This window comes from Pseudomonas sp. R1-7 (genome assembly GCF_051132105.1).
Lineage (GTDB): Bacteria > Pseudomonadota > Gammaproteobacteria > Pseudomonadales > Pseudomonadaceae > Aquipseudomonas.
In genome coordinates this window covers 5,062,540-5,083,005 of the sequence record NZ_CP071661.1, presented here as the reverse complement: position 1 = coordinate 5,083,005, position 20,466 = coordinate 5,062,540, and the positions used below count along the sequence as shown (strand labels likewise).

Below are 20,466 nucleotides of genomic sequence, written 5' to 3'. Positions count from 1 at the left end.
GTCAGGTACGGGCAGCGCCAGAATGCCGCTATCTGCCCCGCCTGATGTAAGGAAGCCCGATGCCTGATCCTGTTGCTGCCAGCTTGCGTCTAGCGCCCGAAGCGCTGACCCGTCCGTTTTCCGCTGAACAGTTCAGCTTCTCTACCACCAATGATCTGGAGCCCTTTCGCGGTGTGCTTGGCCAGGAACGTGCGGTCGAAGCATTGCAGTTCGGTGTGGCGATGCCACGCCCCGGTTACAACGTATTTGTGATGGGTGAGCCCGGCACCGGCCGGTTCTCGTTCGTCAAACGCTACCTCAAGGCCGAAGGCAAGCGCATGCAGACCCCGTCGGACTGGGTCTATGTCAACAACTTCGACGAGCCACGCGAGCCGCGCGCACTGGAGCTGCCCTCCGGGACGGCGGGCACGTTCATCGGCGATATCAGCGGCCTGATCGACAACTTGCTGGCGACATTTCCGGCGGTGTTCGAACATCCGTCCTACCAACAGAAAAAGAGCGCAATCGACCGCGCCTTCAATCAGCGCTACGACCGCGCCCTCGATGTGATCGAGCGCCTGGCGCTGGAAAAAGACGTCGCGCTGTACCGCGACAGCAGCAACATCGCCTTCACACCGATGAGCGAAGGCAAGGCCTTGGACGAGGCGGAGTTCGCCCAATTGCCGGAGGCCGAGCGCGAGCGATTCCATGAGGACATTTCCGGTCTGGAGGAGCGCTTGAATGAGGAACTCGCCAGCCTGCCGCAGTGGAAGCGCGAATCCAACAATCAGTTGCGCCACCTCAACGAAGAAACCATCACCCTGGCCTTGCAGCCCTTGCTGGCGCCGTTGTCGGAAAAATACGCCGAGAACGCCGCCGTGTGCGGTTATCTTCAAGCCATGCAGGTCTATCTGCTCAAGACCGTGGTCGAGCAACTGGTGGACGACAGCAAGACCGACGCCGTTGCCCGCAAGCTGCTGGAAGAGCAATACGCGCCGAGCCTCGTCGTCGGCCATCATTCGAGCGGTGGCGCGCCCGTGGTCTTCGAGCCGCACCCGACCTACGACAACTTGTTCGGGCGCATCGAGTACAGCACCGACCAGGGCGCGCTCTACACCACGTATCGGCAGTTGCGTCCGGGTGCCCTGCACCGTGCCAACGGCGGGTTCCTGATCCTGGAAGCGGAAAAAATGCTCGGCGAGCCGTTCGTGTGGGATGCGCTCAAGCGCGCCCTGCAATCGCGCAAGCTGAAAATGGAGTCGCCGCTGGGCGAGCTGGGTCGCCTGGCGACGGTGACACTGACGCCACAACACATCCCGTTGCAGGTCAAGGTCGTCATCATCGGGGCGCGCCAGCTCTATTACGCCTTGCAGGACCTGGATTCGGATTTCCAGGAAATGTTTCGCGTACTGGTGGATTTCGACGAGGACATCCCCATGGGCGACGAGAGCCTGGAGCAGTTTGCCCAGTTGCTCAAGACCCGTACCTCAGAGGAGGGCATGGCCGCGCTGACCGCCGATGCGGTGGCACGCCTGGCCACCTACAGCGCGCGCCTGGCCGAGCACCAAGGACGCCTGTCGGCGCGTATCGGCGACCTGTTCCAACTGGTCAGTGAGGCGGATTTCATTCGTCAACTGGCCGGCGATCAGATGACCGACGCCGGCCACATCGAGCGCGCCCTCAAGGCCAAGGCCACCCGCACCGGGCGGGTTTCGGCGCGAATCCTCGATGACATGCTGGCGGGGATCATTCTCATCGACACCGATGGCGCAGCCGTGGGCAAGTGCAACGGGCTCACGGTGCTGGAGGTGGGCGACTCGGCGTTTGGCGTGCCTGCGCGGATTTCCGCCACGGTATACCCGGGAGGCAGCGGTATCGTCGACATCGAACGGGAGGTCAACCTCGGCCAGCCGATCCACTCCAAGGGTGTGATGATTCTGACCGGGTACCTGGGCAGCCGGTATGCCCAGGAATTCCCGCTGGCGATCTCGGCCAGCATCGCCCTGGAACAATCCTACGGCTATGTGGACGGCGACAGCGCATCCCTCGGCGAGGCGTGTACGCTGATTTCAGCCCTGTCGAAGACTCCGTTGAAGCAGTGCTTCGCCATCACCGGCTCGATCAACCAGTTCGGTGAGGTGCAGGCGGTGGGCGGGGTCAACGAGAAGATCGAAGGGTTCTTCCGCCTTTGCGAAGCCCGCGGGCTGACGGGGGAGCAGGGGGCGATCATTCCCCAGGCCAACGTCGCGACCCTGATGCTCGACGAAAAAGTGCTGGCCGCGGTGCGCGCCGGGCAGTTTCACGTCTATGCCGTGCGTCAGGCCGATGAGGCATTGAGCCTGTTGGTGGGCGAACCCGCCGGGGAGCCGGACGAGAATGGCGAGTTCCCGGAGGGCAGCGTCAACGCTCGCGTAGTGGAGCGGTTGCGGGTCATCGCGGAGATGATCAGCGAAGACGACATCAAGGAAGCGGAAAAGGAAATGGCGCAGCAGGCGCTGGTGGAGGCCAAGCCGGCTTGATGTTCTGATGGAGATCCAACTGTGGGAGCATGCTCGCTCCCACAGTGTTTTGTGGGTGATTTCTCAAAAGTGTCACCGGTTTGGCGTCAATATTCACACTGTGACCGCTCGGCGCATTCTGGTCTCGAAATCCTTCGTTGCCGGAACTTTTCTCCTATCCTCAGTTCAAGGATAACGAGAGCCATCATTGGATCGAAACAGCCCGCTCCCGGGCTGAACACCGGATCTACCCGAGGGGCGCCGCCATGTCGCGCAACCTTTGCCTCACTCGCCAATGCCTGGGTCTTGTGACCCGCATTGAATGTGCTGTCCGCCCGCTGGCTGGAGACACGGGCATGTGGACCGTACTCTTCGCCGCCGGAATGGCCGGTGAACAACCTTCCGCTATCAAGGCCCAGGGGCCGTTTCCGGGGCCGACCGCCGCAGAAACCATTCTCGACACCATCGTCCAGAACCTGACGACCCACGGTTATGAACTGGCCGACGATCCGCAGATATGGTCCCTGCACATGCAGGCGCAGTTGCGGGAAATCAACGGCGGTCGTTGTCGCAACGTCGGCGGTTTCGAGTTTCGTCCGCTTCAGTGAATCGTTTCCGGGCGCGCTCCGCCAGTCACCTGCAGGTTGGCCCGGCGGTTGTCGGTCAAGTCGTGGCTGATATACTCGCCGGGTTTTTTCAGCCCTGGTGTGAGACTCAATGGAACGCTTTATCGAAAATGCAATGTACGCCTCCCGTTGGCTGCTGGCGCCGATCTACTTTGGGCTGTCGCTGGGCTTGCTGGCCCTGGCGCTGAAATTCTTCCAGGAAGTTTTTCACGTCATCCCCAACGTGTTCTCCATGGCCGAGTCCGAGCTGATCCTGGTGCTGCTGTCGTTGATCGACATGGCGCTGGTGGGTGGTTTGCTGGTCATGGTGATGATCTCCGGCTATGAGAACTTCGTCTCGCAACTGGACATCGGCGACGACAAGGAAAAGCTCAACTGGCTGGGCACGATGGACTCTTCGTCGTTGAAGATGAAGGTTGCGGCCTCGATCGTTGCCATTTCCTCAATCCACTTGCTGCGCATCTTCATGGACGCCAAGAACGTCGATCCTGACCACCTGATGTGGTACGTGATCATCCACATGACCTTCGTGGTGTCGGCATTCGCCATGGGTTACCTGGACAAACTGACCAAGCACTGAGGTTCGTCACGCGCTGCGGCATCTGTGCTAGTCTGCTTGCCCTTTTGGTTCCGGGCGCTCCGGGAGGCGCTGTGGCACGCACGGCAACTTTCCGGGCCGTCCGCACAGCGGAGCAGCATGATGTCCGAAGTTAACCTGTCCACCGACGAAACCCGCGTCAGCTACGGCATTGGCCGTCAGTTGGGCGACCAACTGCGCGACAACCCGCCACCGGGCGTGAGCCTGGACGCGATCCTGGCCGGCCTGACCGACGCGTTCGCCGGCAAGCCGAGCCGTGTGGGCCAGGACGAGATGTCCGCCAGCTTCAAAGTCATCCGCGAAATCATGCAGGCCGAAGCGGCCGCCAAGGCTGAAGCCGCTGCTGGCGAAGGCCGTGCGTTCCTGGCTGAAAACGCCAAGCGTGAAGGCATCACTACCCTGGCTTCCGGCCTGCAATTCGAAGTGCTGACCCAAGGTGAAGGCGCCAAGCCGACCCGTGAAGACCAGGTGCGTACCCATTACCATGGCACTCTGATCGACGGCACTGTGTTCGACAGCTCCTACGATCGTGGCCAGCCAGCTGAATTCCCGGTAGGCGGCGTGATCCCAGGCTGGACCGAAGCACTGCAATTGATGAATGCCGGCAGCAAATGGCGCCTGTACGTGCCGAGCGAACTGGCCTACGGCGCTCAAGGCGTTGGCAGCATCCCACCGCACAGCGTGCTGGTGTTTGACGTCGAGTTGTTGGACGTACTGTAAAACCCTGTCCGGTTTACCGCCGGATAAAAACTGTGGGAGATTCTATGGTTGAGGGGAAGCCCTCAAGCCGCTTTTGGTTGGTATTCGCTTTGCCCTTTCAGCAGAGCGAATACGATCCGAGCAAGCTTGCGTGCCAGTATCACTAACGCCTGGGTGGTAGCGAAGCCTCGAGCTCTTAGTCTTTCATAAAAGCCTTTCCAGGCAGGCGTACGGCTGGCCGACATGGCTGCGTTGTGCAAAAGCCGACGAACTTCCGGATCGCCTCGTTTGCTCAAGCTTCGGCGGTCGTCTTTTTGTCCTGATTGGGACACTCGCAAATCCATCCCCAAGAAGGCAATAAAGGCGTCTGCATTTTTGAAGTCGCCCCGCTGAAACGCCGTAAGCAAGCGGGCTCCGGTCAGAAACCCGATGCCCTCGACCTTCAGGCAACGGTTCAGTTGCCCTAGCAAACCAGCATTTTTCAGATGATCCTTGATCGTCTTCTCGATCAATGCCTCAAGCCTTTGCATAGCTGCGATTTGCTCGGCGAAAGCGGTCTTGAGCAGCGGCTCATTGGCCCAGCTTTGTACCAGGGCGACTCGAGCCTGAACCAAGGCAGCGCGACGGCGGAAAAGGCTTAGAAGCTGGCGATACAACGGAGATGGCGGCGCCCATGGATGAAGCTCGTGCCCTTCGTTCTTCAGGTAACGAGCCAACAGCTTGGCGTCCAACGCATCGGTTTTGGCGCGGATTTTTACGCCTTTGCGGTAATGATGAAGTTCATAACCGCCCATCATGTAGATTGTGCAACCGGCCTCATAGGCCAAATCAGCAAAGTCCAAGTGATAAGTATTGGTCGACTCAATGGCCACATCGACGGGGCCCGGCAGTACTTTCAACCACCGTTTGATGGCCGCCTTGTCGTTGGGAATCGCTTCCAACACATCAAGCTCTGCGTGATAGATCACCAGCTCGTTCTTGGCGACATCCACGCCCACGATCGGCTTTGTGACAGAAACCGGCATTGCCATTGAAAATCCTCCGGGCTAAGGTTTGAACACTTGAAGGGGTCACCCAGAGGCGCAGGCTTGTCTCTATCGTCGATCCAGGCCGAAGCATTCTTTATCGGCGCTTGGGTGAAAGGAGGAGGGGCGAAATCTCCCACGGTCTGTACTGCGCGAACAGTCAGAATCGAGCCTTGTCCCTCCTCCTCCCTTCAAGTCCTACCATACAAGCGAGCTTGCTCGCGATGGCGGTGTGTCAGTAACGAAAATGTCGACTGACTGACCGCCATCGCGAGCAAGCTCGCTCCCACAGGTTCTCTGTGCTCATCCGTGAAACCTGCCGCTGAAATCACCCGTTGGGCGCAACGCCCGGGCATAGCAGAACAGGAACAGGTTTCGTACCAATTCCTTGAGTACCAGCGGCTCACTGGAATTGAGGCTGCTGAGGTCCAGGTCTCCTTGGTCCTGCAGTTCGCTCAAGGCTTCTTCTTCAAGCACCGCACAGACTTCCCCGGTTTCCCGATGCAGGATCCTCAGGTAGGGATGTGGGCGGTCCAGCCAGGCATCGATCAAATAAGTCATGGTTCTCATCTCCTTGATGGGTTCGATGAGAATAATTCTTATTCGCTAAATAGCAAGTCTCTATTGGCGCAACGATTGTTTTTCTGACGATGGGTTGTGATAGCTCGGCGCGGCTTGAGTCGCGTGGGCTTGCACAATAGGGGGATTGAAGCGGGGAGGGTGAGGCACCATCCCACGCGGAGCGCGGGATGGGAGTACAACAGGTTCAGACTTTTCTGACGAACTCGGATTTGAGCTTCATCGGCCCGATACCGTCGATCTTGCAGTCGATGTCGTGGTCGCCGTCACACAGGCGGATGTTCTTCACCTTGGTGCCGACCTTGACCACCAGTGAGGTGCCCTTGACCTTGAGGTCCTTGATCACGGTGATGGTGTCGCCGTCCTGCAGGACGTTGCCGACCGAATCCTTCTTCACGGTGTCGTCGGACGGCGTTTCAACTTCGCCGCTGGCGGACCATTCGTGGGCGCACTCTGGGCAGACCAGTTGGGTGCCATCTTCGTAGGTGTATTCGGAATTGCATTTCGGGCAGGGAGGCAACGTGCTCACTAGGGTTCCTTGGGTATCAGGAGGACAAAAGGGCGCACATTGTATAGGGTTTTAGCTCGAAGAGGGCAGAGCAGTGAAATGCCACTATGGGAGCGAGCTCACTCCCATAGGGTTTCTGTCATCAATGGGTACGGGCGACCGCAAACTCGCTCAGCTCCACCAGCGCATCGCGGTATTCGCTGGCGGGCAGGGCATCAAGGCATTTGATTGCGCGGGCGACGTAGTCTCGGGCCAGCTTCGCGGTGTATTCCAGCGAGCCGGAGGCTTCGACCGCGACACGGATGCTTTCCAGGTCTTCGATCCCGCCTTTCTGGATCGCCTGGCGCACCAGCGCCGCCTGTTCCGGCGTGCCCTCGCGCATGGTGTAGATCAGCGGCAGGGTCGGCTTGCCTTCGGCCAGGTCGTCACCGACGTTCTTGCCCAGGGTCTCGGCGTCGCCCTTGTAGTCCAGCAGGTCGTCCACCAACTGGAACGCGACGCCCAGGTGATCACCGAAGGTGCGCAGCGCTTCGCTCTGCTCGGCGGTGGCACCGGCCAGGGCGGCGGCGCTGTGGGTCGAGGCTTCGAAGAGCATCGCGGTCTTGCCGCGGATGACTTCCATGTAGGTTTCTTCGGTCGTGCTGGCGTCGCGGACCTTGGACAGTTGCAATACTTCGCCTTCGGCAATGATGCGCGTAGCCTGGGACAGGATCTTCATCACGGGCATCGAGCCCAGCTCGACCATCATTTCAAACGAGCGCGAGTACAGGAAATCGCCCACCAGCACGCTCGGGGCGTTGCCCCACATGGCGTTGGCGGTCGAGCGGCCACGGCGCATGCCGGACATGTCGACCACGTCGTCGTGCAGCAGGGTCGCGGTGTGCAGGAACTCGATGGTGGCGGCCAGCAGGCGCATGTCGTCGCCTTCGCGACCCAGTGCCTTGCCGCACAACAGCACCAATAAAGGACGCAGGCGCTTGCCTCCCGCCGAAGTGATGTAGTCGCCGATTTTCGATACCAGCGGCACTCGGGAAGTCAGCTGCTTCTTGATGATACCGTCGACGGCACTAAAATCGTCCGCCACTGCGCGGTAGAAAGCTTGGGGTTGCATCAGCGACAGGCGCTCCAGAAGGGTTGCGCGGCATGCTAGGACCCCCACCCAGACCTGTCAAGGCGCGATGGACGGCTACTTGCAAGGCTCGGTTGCCTTGCGTACAATCGCGCACCCTGAACTTCCTGGGCAGCACCTGCCTTACGCAATTGCATCCGGGCCTTCCAGCCCATGCAGCCATGCCAGCCAATACCTCTTCTTATAAAGCGCTGGGTGAGCAGGATTATCGGAGAAATACCATGTCGTACGCAGTAATTGTTACTGGTGGCAAGCAATACAAGGTCGCCCCAGGTGAATACCTGAAGATCGAAAAACTGGAAATCGCTACCGGCGAATCCGTGACTTTTGATCGCGTTCTGTTGGTCGCCAATGGCGATGACGTGAATATCGGCGCTCCAGTCGTTGCTGGCGCTACCGTTGTGGCTGAAGTGATCTCCCAAGGTCGTCACGATAAAGTCCGCATCATCAAGTTCCGTCGTCGTAAGCACCACATGAAGCGCATGGGCCACCGCCAGTGGTACACCGAGATCAAAATCACCGGTATTCAGGCTTAATTTCAGCCTAATTCCTCACTAGGAGAATTGAACTCATGGCACACAAAAAAGCTGGTGGTAGTACCCGTAACGGTCGCGACTCAGAAGCCAAACGCCTTGGCGTGAAGATGTATGGCGGCCAGAAAATCATTCCGGGCAACATCATCGTGCGTCAGCGCGGCACCCAATTCCACGCCGGTTACGGTGTTGGCATGGGTAAGGATCACACCCTCTTCGCTAAAATCGAAGGCGTGATCAAGTTCGAAGTAAAGGGCGCGTTCAACCGCCGTTACGTGAGCGTTGTCGCAGCTTAATTGCGAGATCGCTGGAAAAGCCCTGTCTTGCGACGGGGCTTTTTCGTTTGTGGGGTGAGTCTCTTGCAAAACTGTTTGTATGGGCTGTCGGCGCTGCGGTTGGGCGTGTTTTCAGGTCGCTGCGCTCATTTTTGCAAGAGTCTTATGTCTTGTTTTTTTCGGCTCGTCCGTACGGCGAGAGGCGTGTGTCATGAAGTTTGTTGATGAAGTATCGATTCGAGTAAAGGCTGGCGACGGCGGCAATGGTTGCATGAGTTTCCGTCGGGAAAAGTTCATTGAAAACGGTGGTCCGAACGGCGGTGACGGGGGTGATGGCGGCTCGATCTACATGCTCGCCGACGAAAACCTCAACACCTTGGTGGACTACCGTTACACCCGGCACTTCGATGCCGAGCGCGGCTCCAACGGTGGCAGCACCGACTGCACTGGCAAGAAGGGCGAGGACCTGATCCTGCGTGTGCCGGTCGGCACCACGGTGATCGATTCGGCCACTCAGGAAGTGATTGGCGACCTGACCAAGGCTGGCCAGCGTCTGCTGGTCGCCCATGGCGGTTGGCACGGCCTGGGCAACACCCGCTTCAAATCCAGCACCAACCGTGCGCCGCGCCAGACCACGCCAGGAAAGCCCGGCGAGCAGCGCGACCTGAAACTGGAAATGAAGGTATTGGCCGATGTAGGCCTGTTGGGTCTGCCGAACGCCGGTAAAAGTACCTTCATTCGCTCGGTCTCGGCGGCCAAGCCGAAAGTGGCCGATTATCCGTTCACCACCCTGGTGCCTAACCTGGGCGTGGTCAGTGTCGACCGCTGGAAAAGCTTCGTGATCGCCGACATTCCGGGGCTGATCGAAGGTGCTTCCGAAGGCGCTGGCCTGGGGATTCGCTTCCTCAAGCACTTGTCCCGTACCCGCCTGTTGCTGCATCTCGTCGACATGGCGCCGCTGGATGAAACCAGTGCCGCCGATGCTGCCGAAGTCATCGTCAACGAACTGACCAAGTTCAGCCCGGCCCTGGCCGAGCGCGATCGTTGGCTGGTGTTGAACAAGTGCGACCAGATCCTCGAAGAGGAGCACGAGGAGCGGGTCAAGGAAATCGTTGATCGCCTGGAGTGGGAAGGTCCGGTCTATGTGATCTCGGCCATCGCCAAGGAAAACACCGAGCGCCTCTGCCACGACATCATGCGTTACCTGGAAGATCGCGCCGACCGCCTGGCCAACGACCCGGCCTACAAGGAAGAGCTGGCTGAGCTCGACCAGCGCATCGAAGATGAGGCTCGCGCCCAATTGCAGGCGCTGGACGACCAGCGGGCCCTGCGCCGCAGTGGCGTCAAGTCGGTCCATGATATCGGTGACGACGATTGGGATGAAGAAGATGTGGATGATGAAGACGGTCCGGAGATCATCTACGTCCGCGACTGATATCGTTCAGTTGAAGCATTATCTGTGGGAGCAAGCTCCCACAGGTTCAAGTGTTTCGGTGCGGTGTTATCATCGCAGCCAGCCGGTTTCCAAGGCGCCGCTCAATCGAGCGGCGTTTTGGTGTCTGTAGAACGCAAATACGAATAATCCCATGGGCGGCGCTGGGTCGCGCCGTTCGCTGGCAAAGGTTGAAGAAAATGCGGAGCAAGGTGACGGGTGCGCAGCGCTGGGTCGTGAAGATCGGCAGTGCACTGCTGACAGCGGATGGCAAAGGCCTGGATCGCCAGGCAATGGCGGTGTGGGTCGAGCAGATGGTGGCCTTGCATGAGGCTGGCGTTGAGCTGGTATTGGTCTCTTCCGGGGCCGTGGCCGCCGGCATGAGTCGCCTGGGCTGGACGTCGCGACCCAGCGCGATGCATGAGCTGCAGGCTGCCGCCGCCATTGGCCAGATGGGCCTGGTGCAGGCTTGGGAGTCGAGCTTTGCCGAGCATGGCCGCCATACGGCGCAGATCCTGCTGACCCATGACGACCTGTCCGACCGCAAGCGCTACCTCAATGCCCGCAGTACGTTGCGGGCGCTGGTGGAGCTGAAAGTCATTCCGGTGATCAACGAAAACGACACGGTGGTCACCGACGAGATCCGTTTTGGCGACAACGACACCCTGGCGGCGTTGGTGGCGAACCTGGTGGAGGCGGACTTGCTGGTGATCCTCACCGACCGAGACGGCATGTTCGATGCCGACCCGCGCAACAATCCCGATGCCAAGCTGATCTACGAAGCCCGTGCCGACGACCCGGCGCTGGATGCCGTGGCGGGTGGTACCGGCGGTGCGCTGGGGCGTGGCGGCATGCAGACCAAGTTGCGCGCGGCGCGCCTGGCGGCTCGTTCCGGGGCGCATACGATCATCGTAGGTGGCCGGTTGGAGCGGGTGCTTGATCGCCTGAAGGCCGGCGAGCGTATCGGTACATTGCTGTCACCTGAGCGCGGCATGCTGGCGGCGCGCAAGCAATGGCTGGCCGGGCACCTGCAGACCCGTGGCACCTTGGTGCTGGATGCGGGGGCGGTGTCGGCCTTGTCGCAGGGTAACAAGAGCTTGCTGCCGGTGGGTGTGAAGCTGGTCCAGGGCAGTTTCCGCCGTGGCGAAATGGTCGTGTGCGTGGCGCCGGACGGTCGTGAGATCGCCCGTGGCCTGGCCAATTACAGTGCGCTGGAAGCACAGAAAATCATCGGTCAATCGTCTGATGCGATTGTCGGTCTGTTGGGTTATATGGCGGAGCCTGAGCTGGTTCACCGTGACAACCTGATCCTCGTCTAAGGAAAAATCATGGGTGTGGCAAAAGGATTGATCGGCTTGCTGTTGGCGATGCCATTGCTGGCTTCGGCCGAGGAAATTGGTCAGGTATCGACCGTTTTCAAATTGGTCGGGCCGAATGACCGGATCGTCGTCGAGGCGTTCGACGATCCCAAGGTCGATGGTGTGACCTGTTACCTGTCGCGAGCCAAGACGGGTGGGGTGAAAGGTGGTCTTGGGCTGGCTGAGGATCGTGCCGAAGCATCCATCGCCTGTCGGCAGGTTGGACCGATCAGCTTCAAGGGTGAGCTCAAGGACGGCGAAGAGGTGTTCCGTGAGCGCACTTCGCTGGTGTTCAAGACCATGCAGGTGGTGCGTTTCCTCGACAAGAAGCGCAACACGCTGGTGTACCTGGTCTACAGTGATCGCGTGATCGAGGGCAGTCCGCAGAATGCGGTGACGGCGATTCCGATCTTGCCTTGGGCGCGGGCTCAATAACCTACGCAAAAACTGTGGAAGCGAGCAGGCTTGCTTCCACAGTTTTTTTGCGATGTGCGGACAAAACGCAGGCAATAAAAAACCGACCCTGAGGTCGGTTTTTTAACGAGCGCGTCGCTTAGGCAGCAGCGGCAACGTTCAAGGCCTTTACGTGGCCATTCAGGCGGCTCTTATGGCGAGCAGCCTTGTTCTTGTGGATGATGCCTTTATCGGCCATACGGTCGATAACTGGCACAGCCAGAACGTAAGCAGCTTGTGCTTTTTCAGCGTCTTTTGCGTCGATGGCCTTGACTACGTTCTTGATGTAGGTACGGACCATGGAACGCAGGCTGGCGTTGTGGCTGCGACGCTTCTCAGCCTGTTTTGCACGTTTTTTGGCGGAAGGTGTGTTGGCCACCGTCGAGCTCCTCGAAAGACTTTTTAGGAAATAGCAAACAAAATAGGCCGCGAATCATGCCGATGAGTTGAGGTCTTGTCAAGGGCGGGTGACACGTTCCGCTGAATGGCAGGTGCGGCGCACCGAATGATTTCTTTCCGGCGTGCGACCTGTAAACTCGCGGGCTTTGGCGCTGTGCTGTTTAGCGGCGCGGAGTATCGCACAAGTGGGCGCATTGTTCGCCTGCTGTTTATCGACAGGCAAAAACTCTTTTCATGAACCTGCTCAAATCGTTGGCTGCCGTCAGCTCTATCACGATGCTTTCCCGCATCCTGGGTTTCGTTCGCGATACGCTGATTGCCCGGATCTTCGGTGCCGGAATGGCCACCGACGCCTTCTTTATCGCGTTCAAGTTGCCCAACCTGCTTCGGCGAATCTTTGCCGAAGGGGCATTTTCCCAGGCCTTCGTGCCGATCCTGGCGGAATATAAAAGCCAGAAGGGCGACGAGGCGACCCGCACCTTCATCGCCTACGTGACGGGTTTGCTGACTCTGGTGCTGGCGCTGGTCACGGCCGCCGGCATGCTTGCCGCACCCTGGGTGATCTGGGCCACCGCGCCAGGCTTTACCGATACGCCGGAAAAATTCCAGCTCACCTCCGATCTGTTGCGGGTGACCTTTCCTTATATATTGCTGATTTCCCTGTCGTCGCTGGCCGGGGCGATCCTCAACACCTGGAACCGGTTCTCCGTGCCGGCCTTCGTGCCGACGCTGCTCAATGTCAGCATGATCGTGTTTGCGTTGTTCCTGACGCCGTACTTCGATCCGCCGGTAATGGCCCTGGGTTGGGCGGTGCTGGTTGGCGGCTTGGCGCAGTTGCTCTATCAATTGCCGCACCTCAAGAAGATCGGCATGCTGGTGCTGCCGCGGCTGAATTTGCGCGACAGCGGCGTGTGGCGGGTCATGAAACAGATGTTGCCAGCCATCCTTGGCGTTTCGGTGAGCCAGATTTCCCTGATCATCAACACCATATTTGCCTCGTTCCTGGTGGCCGGTTCGGTGTCATGGATGTACTACGCCGACCGCTTGATGGAGTTGCCATCCGGCGTACTGGGCGTGGCGCTGGGCACGATCCTGCTGCCGACCCTGGCCAAGACCTACGCCAGCCAGGATCGCCATGAGTATTCGCGGATCCTCGACTGGGGCCTGCGCCTGTGCTTCGTGCTGGTTTTGCCTTGTGCCTTGGCGTTGGGGATTCTCGCCGAGCCGCTGACGGTTTCGCTGTTCCAATACGGTCAGTTCAATGCCTTTGACGCATTGATGACCCAGCGAGCGCTGATCGCCTATTCGGTGGGACTGCTCGGAATCATTGTGATCAAGGTCCTGGCGCCGGGCTTCTACGCCCAGCAGAACATTCGCACGCCGGTGAAGATCGCGGTGTTCACCCTGGTAATGACGCAACTGTTCAACCTGCTGCTCATCGGTCCCCTGGCCCACGCCGGTTTGGCCCTGGCGATCAGCGCGGGCGCCTGCCTGAATGCCGGGCTGCTGTTTTATCAATTGCGTAAGCAGAAGATGTATCAACCCCTGCCGGGCTGGGGCAAGTTCGGCTTTAAGCTGCTGGTCGCCGTAGCGGTGATGTCGGCGGTGTTGCTGGCTGGGATGCACTTCATGCCGGCTTGGGGTGAAGGGCAGATGCTTGAGCGCTTCCTGCGCCTGGGCGTGCTGGTCGTGGCCGGCGTGGTGGCATATTTCGGCATGCTGCTGCTGATGGGGTTCCGTTTGCGCGACTTCAATCGCAAGGCCTTGAGCTGAGCGCGCGCTCCTCCATGATCACAGGCCCGGCGGCGGTTTTGTCGGTTCGATCACTTTGGGTTACGGTGTTGCCTGTCACCGACCGCCGGGTGTGGTTATAATCGGCCACTTTATGAGCAAGAAGCGCGTTATGCAGCTGGTTCGAGGCCTCCACAACCTGCGTCCCCGGCATCGGGGCTGTGTCGCCACTATTGGCAACTTCGACGGTGTCCACCGTGGCCACCAGGCTATCCTGGCGCGGCTGCGCGAGCGTGCGCTGGAGTTGGGCCTGCCCAGCTGCGTGGTGATCTTCGAACCGCAGCCGCGGGAATTTTTCGCCCCGGACACCGCCCCGGCCCGTTTGGCCCGGTTGCGGGACAAGCTGCAACTGCTGGCCGCCGAAGGCGTCGATCGGGTCCTTTGCCTGGCTTTCAACCAGCGCCTGAGCAAGCTCAGTGCCGCCGAGTTCGTCGACAACATCCTGGTGGACGGTCTTGACGTGAAGCATCTGGAAGTTGGCGACGATTTCCGTTTCGGTTGCGACCGGGCCGGGGATTTTGACTATTTGCAACAGGCCGGCATCGCCCGGGGGTTTACCGTCGAAGCGGCGCAGACCGTCGAAATGGATGGCTTGCGCGTCAGCAGCACCCAGGTCCGCAATGCCTTGGCGGCGGCCGACTTCGAATTGGCCGAGCGCTTGCTCGGCCGCCCGTACCGGATTGCCGGGCGGATCCTGCACGGGCAGAAGCTGGCGCGCCAATTGGGTACGCCAACGGCCAACGTGCAGCTCAAGCGACGTCGCGTGCCGCTGACCGGGGTGTTCCTGGTGAGTGTCGACATCGACGGCAAGACCTGGCCCGGCGTCGCCAATATCGGTGTACGCCCCACGGTGCAGGGAGATGGCAAGGCCCATCTCGAAGTACACATTCTGGATTTTGCCGGCGATCTGTATGACCGGCGTTTGACGGTGGTTTTCCACCAGAAGCTGCGTGAAGAGCAGCGTTTTGCCTCTCTGGAGGCGCTCAAGACGGCGATCCATGCAGATATCGCCGCCGCCCGTGCCCTTGTCGCAACCAGCGCCAATCGCTAATGAAGAGCCTTAAATGACCGACTATAAAGCCACGCTAAACCTTCCGGACACCGCCTTCCCAATGAAGGCCGGCCTGCCTCAGCGCGAACCACAGATTCTGCAGCGTTGGGACAGCATTGGCCTGTACGGAAAGTTGCGCGAAATTGGCAAGGATCGTCCGAAGTTCGTCCTGCACGACGGCCCTCCGTACGCCAACGGCACCATCCACATCGGTCACGCGCTGAACAAGATTCTCAAGGACATGATCATCCGCTCCAAGACCCTGTCGGGCTTTGACGCGCCGTATGTCCCGGGCTGGGATTGCCATGGCTTGCCGATCGAGCACAAGGTCGAAGTGACCCACGGCAAGAACCTGGGCGCGGACAAGACCCGCGAGCTGTGCCGTGCCTACGCCACCGAGCAGATCGAAGGGCAGAAGTCCGAATTCATCCGCCTTGGCGTGCTGGGCGACTTCGCCAACCCGTACAAGACCATGGACTTCAAGAACGAAGCCGGTGAAATCCGTGCCCTGGCGAAAATCGTCGAGGGCGGCTTCGTGTTCAAGGGCCTCAAGCCGGTGAACTGGTGCTTTGATTGCGGTTCGGCCCTGGCCGAGGCGGAAGTCGAGTACGAGAACAAGAAGTCCTCGACCATCGACGTCGCGTTCCCGATCGCCGATGAAGACAAGCTCGCCGCCGCGTTCGGCCTGGGCAAGCTGGCCAAACCCGCATCGATCGTGATCTGGACCACCACCCCATGGACCATCCCTGCCAACCAGGCGCTGAACGTCCACCCGGAATTCAACTACGCCCTGGTCGACGTCGGCGACAAGCTGCTGGTGCTGGCCGAAGAACTGGTCGAGTCCTGTCTGGCCCGCTACAACCTGGAAGGTTCGGTGCTCGCCACCGCCCCGGGTTCGGCGCTGGAGCTGATCAATTTCCGTCATCCGTTCTACGACCGTCTGTCGCCGATCTATCTGGCTGACTACGTTGAGCTGAGCGCCGGCACAGGCATCGTTCACTGTTCGCCTGCCTATGGTGTAGATGACTTTGTGATCTGCAAGAAATACGGCCTGGTCAACGACGACATCCTCAACCCGGTGCAGAGCAATGGCGTTTACGCGCCGTCGCTGGAGTTCTTCGGCGGGCAGTTCATCTTCAAGGCCAACCCGGCCATCGTCGACAAGCTGACCGAAGTCGGCGCGCTGCTGCACACCACCGTCATCGAACACAGCTACATGCACTGCTGGCGCCACAAGACCCCGCTGATCTACCGCGCCACCGCGCAGTGGTTTATCGGCATGGACAAGCAGCCCTCCAGCGGCGACACCCTGCGCCAGCGTTCGCTCAAGGCCATTGAAGAAACGCAGTTCGTTCCGGCCTGGGGCCAGGCGCGCCTGCACTCGATGATCGCCAACCGTCCGGACTGGTGCATTTCCCGCCAGCGCAACTGGGGCGTGCCGATCCCGTTCTTCCTGAACAAGGAAAGCGGCGAGTTGCACCCACGCACCGTTGAACTGATGGAAGAAGTGGCCAAGCGCGTCGAAGCCGAAGGCATCGAAGCCTGGTTCAAGCTGGATGCCGCCGAGCTGCTGGGCGACGAAGCACCACAGTACGACAAGATCAGCGACACCCTGGACGTCTGGTTCGACTCCGGCACTACCCACTGGCACGTGCTGCGTGGTTCGCACCCGATGGGCCACGAAACCGGTCCGCGCGCTGATCTGTACCTGGAAGGCTCGGACCAGCACCGTGGCTGGTTCCACTCGTCCTTGCTGACCGGTTGCGCCATCGACAACCACGCGCCGTACCGCGAGCTGCTGACCCACGGCTTCACCGTCGATGAGTCCGGCCGCAAGATGTCCAAGTCCCTGGGCAACGTGATCGCGCCGCAGAAAGTCAACGACACCCTGGGCGCCGACATCATGCGCCTGTGGGTTGCGTCTACCGACTATTCCGGCGAGATGGCCGTTTCCGAGCAGATCCTGCAGCGCAGCGCGGACGCCTACCGGCGTATCCGTAACACCGCGCGTTTCCTGCTCTCGAACCTGACCGGCTTCAACCCGGCGACCGACCTGTTGCCGGCCGAAGACATGCTCGCGCTGGACCGTTGGGCCGTGGACCGTACCCTGCTGCTGCAACGCGAATTGCAGGAACACTACGGCGAATACCGCTTCTGGAACGTCTACTCCAAGATTCACAACTTCTGCGTCCAGGAACTGGGTGGTTTCTACCTCGACATCATCAAGGATCGCCAGTACACCACCGGCGCCAACAGCAAGGCGCGCCGTTCGTGCCAGACCGCGCTGTTCCACATCAGCGAAGCGCTGGTGCGCTGGATCGCGCCGATCCTGGCGTTTACCGCCGACGAGCTGTGGGAATACCTGCCGGGCGAGCGCAACGAATCGGTGATGCTCAACACCTGGTACGAAGGCCTGACCGAACTGCCGCAAGGCTTCGAACTGGACCGTGCGTATTGGGATCGGGTGATGGCGGTCAAGGCTGCGGTCAACAAGGAAATGGAGATCCAGCGGGCGGCCAAGGCCGTCGGCGGCAACCTGCAGGCCGAAGTGACCCTCTATGCCGAAGACGCCTTGAGCGCCGACCTGGCCAAGCTGGGCAACGAACTGCGCTTCGTGCTGATCACTTCCACCGCCAGTGTCGCGCCGTTGGCGCAGGCTCCGGCCGACGCCGTGGTTACCGAAGTGAGTGGCCTGAAGCTCAAGGTGGTCAAGTCGAGCTTCGTCAAGTGCGCCCGTTGCTGGCATTGCCGCGAGGACGTCGGCGTGAATCCGGAGCATCCGGAAATCTGCGGTCGTTGCGTCGACAACATCAGCGGCAGCGGCGAGGTTCGCCACTATGCCTAATGCAGCGGGCCGTTTCGGTCGGTTGGGCTGGCTCTGGTTGAGCTTGCTGGTGCTGGTCATCGACCAGGCCAGCAAGTACTACTTCGAGAACGCGTTGACGATGTACCAGCAGATCGTGGTCATTCCCGACTACTTCAGCTGGACCCTGGCCTACAACACCGGCGCGGCGTTCAGTTTCCTGGCCGACAGTTCGGGCTGGCAGCGTTGGCTGTTCGCCCTGATCGCCATTGTGGTCAGCGCCGTGCTGGTGGTCTGGCTCAAGCGCCTGGGGCGTGACGAAACCTGGCTTGCCGTGGCGCTGGCCTTGGTCCTGGGTGGTGCGCTGGGCAATCTCTATGACCGGGTTGCCTTGGGGCACGTGATCGATTTCATCCTGGTGCATTGGCAGAACCGCTGGTACTTCCCGGCCTTCAACTTTGCCGACAGCGCCATCAGCGTGGGCGCCGTGATGCTCGCGCTGGATATGTTCAAGAGCAAGAAAACCGGAGAAGCCGTCCATGACTGAGCAGCGTATCGCTCAAAACACCGAAGTGAAGCTTCACTTCGCCCTGCACCTGGAAAACGGCGACACCGTCGACAGCACCTTTGACAAGGCACCGGCGGTGTTCAAGGTCGGCGACGGCAACCTGCTGCCGGGCTTCGAGGCGGCAATCTTCGGTTTCAAGGCCGGCGAGAAGCGCACCGTGGTCGTGCCACCGGAAAACGCCTTTGGTCAGCCCAACCCGCAAAACGTGCAGACCATGCCACGCTCGCAGTTCCAGGACATGGAGTTGTCCGAGGGACTGCTGGTGATTTTCAACGACGCGGCCAATACCGAATTGCCGGGTGTGGTAAAGGCTTTCGACGACGCCCAGGTGACCGTGGACTTCAACCATCCGTTGGCGGGCAAAACCTTGAGTTTTGAGGTGGAAATCCTCGAAGTGAAGGCGTTGTAACTGACTGGATGCGATTTAGTGTGGGAGCGGGCTTGCTCGCGAAGGCGTCGGCACATCCAGCATCTGTGCTGACTGATCCTCCGCTTTCGCGAGCAAGCCCGCTCCGACAAGGGGATTATCATTGTTTTCGGGCTCTTTGCTCGATCAACAAGCACTGATTCAATTTCTTGCGCGCAAGACACGAGGCTCAGCATGCAAATCAAACTCGCCAACCCCCGTGGCTTCTGCGCCGGCGTGGACCGGGCGATCGAAATCGTCAACCGCGCCCTGGAAGTCTTCGGGCCGCCGATCTACGTGCGCCATGAAGTGGTCCACAACAAGTTCGTCGTCGAGGACCTGCGCAATCGCGGGGCCATTTTCGTCGAGGAGCTGGATCAGGTGCCGGATGACGTCATCGTGATCTTCAGCGCCCACGGCGTCTCCCAGGCGGTGCGTACCGAAGCCGCCGGCCGTGGCCTGAAAGTGTTCGACGCCACTTGCCCGCTGGTGACCAAGGTGCACATCGAGGTCGCGCGCTACAGCCGCGACGGTCGCGAATGCATCCTGATCGGCCATGAGGGGCACCCGGAAGTCGAAGGCACCATGGGCCAGTACGATGCCAGCAACGGCGGCGCGATCTACCTGGTCGAGGACGAGGAAGACGTGGCGGCCCTGCAGGTGCGCAACCCGGAAAAGCTCGCCTTCGTCACCCAGACCACCCTGTCCATGGACGATACCAGCCGGGTCATCGATGCCTTGCGTTCGCGCTTCCCGGCCATTGGCGGACCGCGCAAGGATGACATCTGCTACGCCACCCAGAACCGCCAGGACGCGGTCAAGCAACTGGCCAACGAATGCGACGTGGTCCTGGTCGTCGGCAGCCCGAACAGCTCCAACTCCAACCGCTTGCGCGAGCTGGCTGAGCGCATGTCCACCCCGGCCTACCTGATCGATGGCGCCGAAGACATGCAACGCAGTTGGTTCGACGGCGTCGAGCGGATCGGCATTACCGCCGGTGCGTCCGCCCCGGAAGTCCTGGTGCGCGGTGTGATCCAGCAATTGCAGGCTTGGGGGGCAACGGGGGCTGACGAGCTGGCCGGTCGCGAGGAGAACATTACGTTTTCGATGCCGAAGGAACTGCGCGTCCGCTCCCTGCTTTGAGTCCCTTTGCGCACAGGGCCTGTTCGGCCTCGATACTTTCCAGGCGGACGCGGCCGGAGGGCGCCAGTATCACTTGATGATGGCTGACCGGCCCGCGCTTGGCGCAAACATGCAGCGTGCCGGCCTGGAACGAGCCATTAGAGTGGAGCGCTTCGCCCTGACTGCCGAACCTCACCCTGCGTTTGACCGGCGAGTTGCCGATCACCCGGGCGCGTGCGCTGCGCTCGATCAGCAAGGTCTTCTCCTTGTCGTCCAGCATGATCCGCCAGCCTTTGCCCCAATCGTTGTCTATCCCTTGTATCAATACCCGACGGTTTCGCGTGATGGCTTCGCTGCGGGCGCTGCGCAATCCGCTGAGCAGCAACTGCGCTGCGTCCTCGCGCTGGATGGATTCGATCAGCTCTTTGTAGCTCGAGCCGGCCCACGGCAGAACAATCGCGGCAATTGCCAGTCCCATGAGCAGTTCGAGCAGGCTGAAGCCTTGTTGGTACATGACGTCTCCTCCCTGGAGTACGAACGACGCGATCCTGCGTCATAAACCGAAACTACCGCACGTAGGGCGGTGGTTTGTTCTAGCGTGTAGAAGCAGGTATAGCCGACGGCAACGGAGGGC

The 20,466-nt window shown here is 60.3% G+C and carries 21 protein-coding genes; 15 read left to right on the top strand and 6 right to left on the bottom strand.

Annotated features, from left to right (window positions below; genetic code table 11):
* The first annotated feature begins 59 nt into the window (after positions 1–59).
* The 4 genes from J3P79_RS22865 to J3P79_RS22850 all read left to right on the top strand — a co-directional run bounded on the left by J3P79_RS22865 (position 60) and on the right by J3P79_RS22850 (position 4,421).
* The gene (locus tag J3P79_RS22865) at positions 60–2,498 is read left to right on the top strand and encodes a Lon protease family protein (RefSeq protein ID WP_434605810.1); all 2,439 of its coding nucleotides are present in this window, start codon (positions 60–62) and stop codon (positions 2,496–2,498) included.
* Positions 2,499–2,743: 245 nt separating this feature from the next.
* Positions 2,744–3,085 carry a hypothetical protein gene (locus J3P79_RS22860; RefSeq protein ID WP_039593919.1) on the top strand — a complete coding sequence of 114 codons (342 nt, stop codon included), beginning with the start codon at positions 2,744–2,746 and terminating at the stop codon, positions 3,083–3,085.
* Positions 3,086–3,194: 109 nt separating this feature from the next.
* Positions 3,195–3,683 (top strand): TIGR00645 family protein, encoded by a 489-nt coding sequence (locus J3P79_RS22855; RefSeq protein ID WP_039593906.1) that lies wholly within the window; start codon positions 3,195–3,197, stop codon positions 3,681–3,683.
* A gap of 120 nt (positions 3,684–3,803) precedes the next feature.
* Positions 3,804–4,421 carry an FKBP-type peptidyl-prolyl cis-trans isomerase gene (locus J3P79_RS22850; protein WP_003205746.1) on the top strand — a complete coding sequence of 206 codons (618 nt, stop codon included), beginning with the start codon at positions 3,804–3,806 and terminating at the stop codon, positions 4,419–4,421.
* Positions 4,422–4,483: 62 nt separating this feature from the next.
* Here the strand turns inward: J3P79_RS22850 and J3P79_RS22845 are convergent, their stop codons facing one another.
* The 4 genes from J3P79_RS22845 to J3P79_RS22830 all read right to left on the bottom strand — a co-directional run bounded on the left by J3P79_RS22845 (position 4,484) and on the right by J3P79_RS22830 (position 7,623).
* Positions 4,484–5,431 (bottom strand): IS110 family transposase, encoded by a 948-nt coding sequence (locus tag J3P79_RS22845; protein ID WP_434604829.1) that lies wholly within the window; start codon positions 5,429–5,431, stop codon positions 4,484–4,486.
* Positions 5,432–5,728: 297 nt separating this feature from the next.
* The gene (locus J3P79_RS22840) at positions 5,729–5,986 is read right to left on the bottom strand and encodes a PA4570 family protein (protein ID WP_434605808.1); all 258 of its coding nucleotides are present in this window, start codon (positions 5,984–5,986) and stop codon (positions 5,729–5,731) included.
* A gap of 205 nt (positions 5,987–6,191) precedes the next feature.
* Positions 6,192–6,533, bottom strand: a complete 342-nt coding sequence (locus tag J3P79_RS22835; RefSeq protein WP_039593904.1) for a zinc ribbon domain-containing protein YjdM — start codon at positions 6,531–6,533, stop codon at positions 6,192–6,194.
* A 121-nt stretch (positions 6,534–6,654) separates the two neighbouring features.
* Positions 6,655–7,623 carry a polyprenyl synthetase family protein gene (locus J3P79_RS22830; protein WP_045156989.1) on the bottom strand — a complete coding sequence of 323 codons (969 nt, stop codon included), beginning with the start codon at positions 7,621–7,623 and terminating at the stop codon, positions 6,655–6,657.
* Between the two features lie 239 nt (positions 7,624–7,862).
* On the opposite strand from J3P79_RS22830, the gene rplU reads away from it, so the two are divergent.
* From rplU to J3P79_RS22805, 5 genes are all read left to right on the top strand, one after another.
* On the top strand, positions 7,863–8,177 hold the full coding sequence (rplU, locus tag J3P79_RS22825) for a 50S ribosomal protein L21 (RefSeq protein ID WP_003176051.1): 315 nt from the start codon (positions 7,863–7,865) through the stop codon (positions 8,175–8,177).
* Positions 8,178–8,212: 35 nt separating this feature from the next.
* Complete coding sequence (gene rpmA / locus J3P79_RS22820) at positions 8,213–8,470, top strand: 50S ribosomal protein L27 (protein ID WP_003176049.1); 258 nt, start codon at positions 8,213–8,215, stop codon at positions 8,468–8,470.
* Positions 8,471–8,660: 190 nt separating this feature from the next.
* Complete coding sequence (cgtA, locus tag J3P79_RS22815; RefSeq protein WP_039593902.1) at positions 8,661–9,884, top strand: Obg family GTPase CgtA; 1,224 nt, start codon at positions 8,661–8,663, stop codon at positions 9,882–9,884.
* A 197-nt stretch (positions 9,885–10,081) separates the two neighbouring features.
* Complete coding sequence (gene proB, locus J3P79_RS22810; RefSeq protein WP_039593901.1) at positions 10,082–11,200, top strand: glutamate 5-kinase; 1,119 nt, start codon at positions 10,082–10,084, stop codon at positions 11,198–11,200.
* A 9-nt stretch (positions 11,201–11,209) separates the two neighbouring features.
* Positions 11,210–11,674: a CreA family protein gene (locus J3P79_RS22805; protein ID WP_434605805.1), complete on the top strand. Its 465-nt coding sequence runs from the start codon at positions 11,210–11,212 to the stop codon at positions 11,672–11,674.
* Between the two features lie 118 nt (positions 11,675–11,792).
* Here the strand turns inward: J3P79_RS22805 and rpsT are convergent, their stop codons facing one another.
* Positions 11,793–12,071: a 30S ribosomal protein S20 gene (gene rpsT, locus J3P79_RS22800; RefSeq protein WP_003185593.1), complete on the bottom strand. Its 279-nt coding sequence runs from the start codon at positions 12,069–12,071 to the stop codon at positions 11,793–11,795.
* 254 nt (positions 12,072–12,325) lie between these two features.
* On the opposite strand from rpsT, the gene murJ reads away from it, so the two are divergent.
* The 6 genes from murJ to ispH all read left to right on the top strand — a co-directional run bounded on the left by murJ (position 12,326) and on the right by ispH (position 19,853).
* On the top strand, positions 12,326–13,864 hold the full coding sequence (gene murJ / locus J3P79_RS22795) for a murein biosynthesis integral membrane protein MurJ (protein ID WP_039593899.1): 1,539 nt from the start codon (positions 12,326–12,328) through the stop codon (positions 13,862–13,864).
* Positions 13,865–13,994: 130 nt separating this feature from the next.
* Positions 13,995–14,933: a bifunctional riboflavin kinase/FAD synthetase gene (gene ribF / locus J3P79_RS22790; protein ID WP_434605803.1), complete on the top strand. Its 939-nt coding sequence runs from the start codon at positions 13,995–13,997 to the stop codon at positions 14,931–14,933.
* A 13-nt stretch (positions 14,934–14,946) separates the two neighbouring features.
* A complete protein-coding gene (ileS, locus tag J3P79_RS22785) occupies positions 14,947–17,778 on the top strand; it encodes an isoleucine--tRNA ligase (RefSeq protein ID WP_434605801.1) in 2,832 nt (943 codons plus the stop codon).
* On the top strand, positions 17,771–18,283 hold the full coding sequence (lspA, locus tag J3P79_RS22780; RefSeq protein ID WP_039593896.1) for a signal peptidase II: 513 nt from the start codon (positions 17,771–17,773) through the stop codon (positions 18,281–18,283). The genes ileS and lspA overlap by 8 nt, the downstream gene beginning before the upstream one ends.
* Positions 18,276–18,713 (top strand): FKBP-type peptidyl-prolyl cis-trans isomerase, encoded by a 438-nt coding sequence (fkpB, locus tag J3P79_RS22775; RefSeq protein ID WP_434605799.1) that lies wholly within the window; start codon positions 18,276–18,278, stop codon positions 18,711–18,713. Before lspA ends, fkpB begins: the two co-directional genes overlap by 8 nt.
* A 192-nt stretch (positions 18,714–18,905) precedes the next feature.
* The gene (gene ispH, locus J3P79_RS22770; RefSeq protein WP_045156987.1) at positions 18,906–19,853 is read left to right on the top strand and encodes a 4-hydroxy-3-methylbut-2-enyl diphosphate reductase; all 948 of its coding nucleotides are present in this window, start codon (positions 18,906–18,908) and stop codon (positions 19,851–19,853) included.
* Here ispH and J3P79_RS22765 read toward each other — a convergent pair.
* Entirely contained in the window at positions 19,807–20,346 is a 540-nt protein-coding gene (locus tag J3P79_RS22765; RefSeq protein WP_434605796.1) for a GspH/FimT family pseudopilin, read from the bottom strand. The genes ispH and J3P79_RS22765 overlap by 47 nt on opposite strands.
* Between the last annotated feature and the right edge of the window lie 120 nt (positions 20,347–20,466).

What these genes read in the sequence shown, in the direction of transcription:
- J3P79_RS22865 (WP_434605810.1), top strand. Translation starts at nt 60, where the DNA reads ATGCCTGATCCTGTTGCTGCCAGCTTGCGTCTAGCGCCCGAAGCGCTG.
- J3P79_RS22860 (WP_039593919.1), top strand. Translation starts at nt 2,744, where the DNA reads ATGTCGCGCAACCTTTGCCTCACTCGCCAATGCCTGGGTCTTGTGACC.
- J3P79_RS22855 (WP_039593906.1), top strand. Translation starts at nt 3,195, where the DNA reads ATGGAACGCTTTATCGAAAATGCAATGTACGCCTCCCGTTGGCTGCTG.
- J3P79_RS22850 (WP_003205746.1), top strand. Translation starts at nt 3,804, where the DNA reads ATGTCCGAAGTTAACCTGTCCACCGACGAAACCCGCGTCAGCTACGGC.
- J3P79_RS22845 (WP_434604829.1), bottom strand. Translation starts at nt 5,431, where the DNA reads ATGGCAATGCCGGTTTCTGTCACAAAGCCGATCGTGGGCGTGGATGTC.
- J3P79_RS22840 (WP_434605808.1), bottom strand. Translation starts at nt 5,986, where the DNA reads ATGACTTATTTGATCGATGCCTGGCTGGACCGCCCACATCCCTACCTG.
- J3P79_RS22830 (WP_045156989.1), bottom strand. Translation starts at nt 7,623, where the DNA reads ATGCAACCCCAAGCTTTCTACCGCGCAGTGGCGGACGATTTTAGTGCC.
- rplU (WP_003176051.1), top strand. Translation starts at nt 7,863, where the DNA reads ATGTCGTACGCAGTAATTGTTACTGGTGGCAAGCAATACAAGGTCGCC.
- rpmA (WP_003176049.1), top strand. Translation starts at nt 8,213, where the DNA reads ATGGCACACAAAAAAGCTGGTGGTAGTACCCGTAACGGTCGCGACTCA.
- cgtA (WP_039593902.1), top strand. Translation starts at nt 8,661, where the DNA reads ATGAAGTTTGTTGATGAAGTATCGATTCGAGTAAAGGCTGGCGACGGC.
- proB (WP_039593901.1), top strand. Translation starts at nt 10,082, where the DNA reads ATGCGGAGCAAGGTGACGGGTGCGCAGCGCTGGGTCGTGAAGATCGGC.
- J3P79_RS22805 (WP_434605805.1), top strand. Translation starts at nt 11,210, where the DNA reads ATGGGTGTGGCAAAAGGATTGATCGGCTTGCTGTTGGCGATGCCATTG.
- murJ (WP_039593899.1), top strand. Translation starts at nt 12,326, where the DNA reads ATGAACCTGCTCAAATCGTTGGCTGCCGTCAGCTCTATCACGATGCTT.
- ribF (WP_434605803.1), top strand. Translation starts at nt 13,995, where the DNA reads ATGCAGCTGGTTCGAGGCCTCCACAACCTGCGTCCCCGGCATCGGGGC.
- ileS (WP_434605801.1), top strand. Translation starts at nt 14,947, where the DNA reads ATGACCGACTATAAAGCCACGCTAAACCTTCCGGACACCGCCTTCCCA.
- lspA (WP_039593896.1), top strand. Translation starts at nt 17,771, where the DNA reads ATGCCTAATGCAGCGGGCCGTTTCGGTCGGTTGGGCTGGCTCTGGTTG.
- fkpB (WP_434605799.1), top strand. Translation starts at nt 18,276, where the DNA reads ATGACTGAGCAGCGTATCGCTCAAAACACCGAAGTGAAGCTTCACTTC.
- ispH (WP_045156987.1), top strand. Translation starts at nt 18,906, where the DNA reads ATGCAAATCAAACTCGCCAACCCCCGTGGCTTCTGCGCCGGCGTGGAC.
- J3P79_RS22765 (WP_434605796.1), bottom strand. Translation starts at nt 20,346, where the DNA reads ATGTACCAACAAGGCTTCAGCCTGCTCGAACTGCTCATGGGACTGGCA.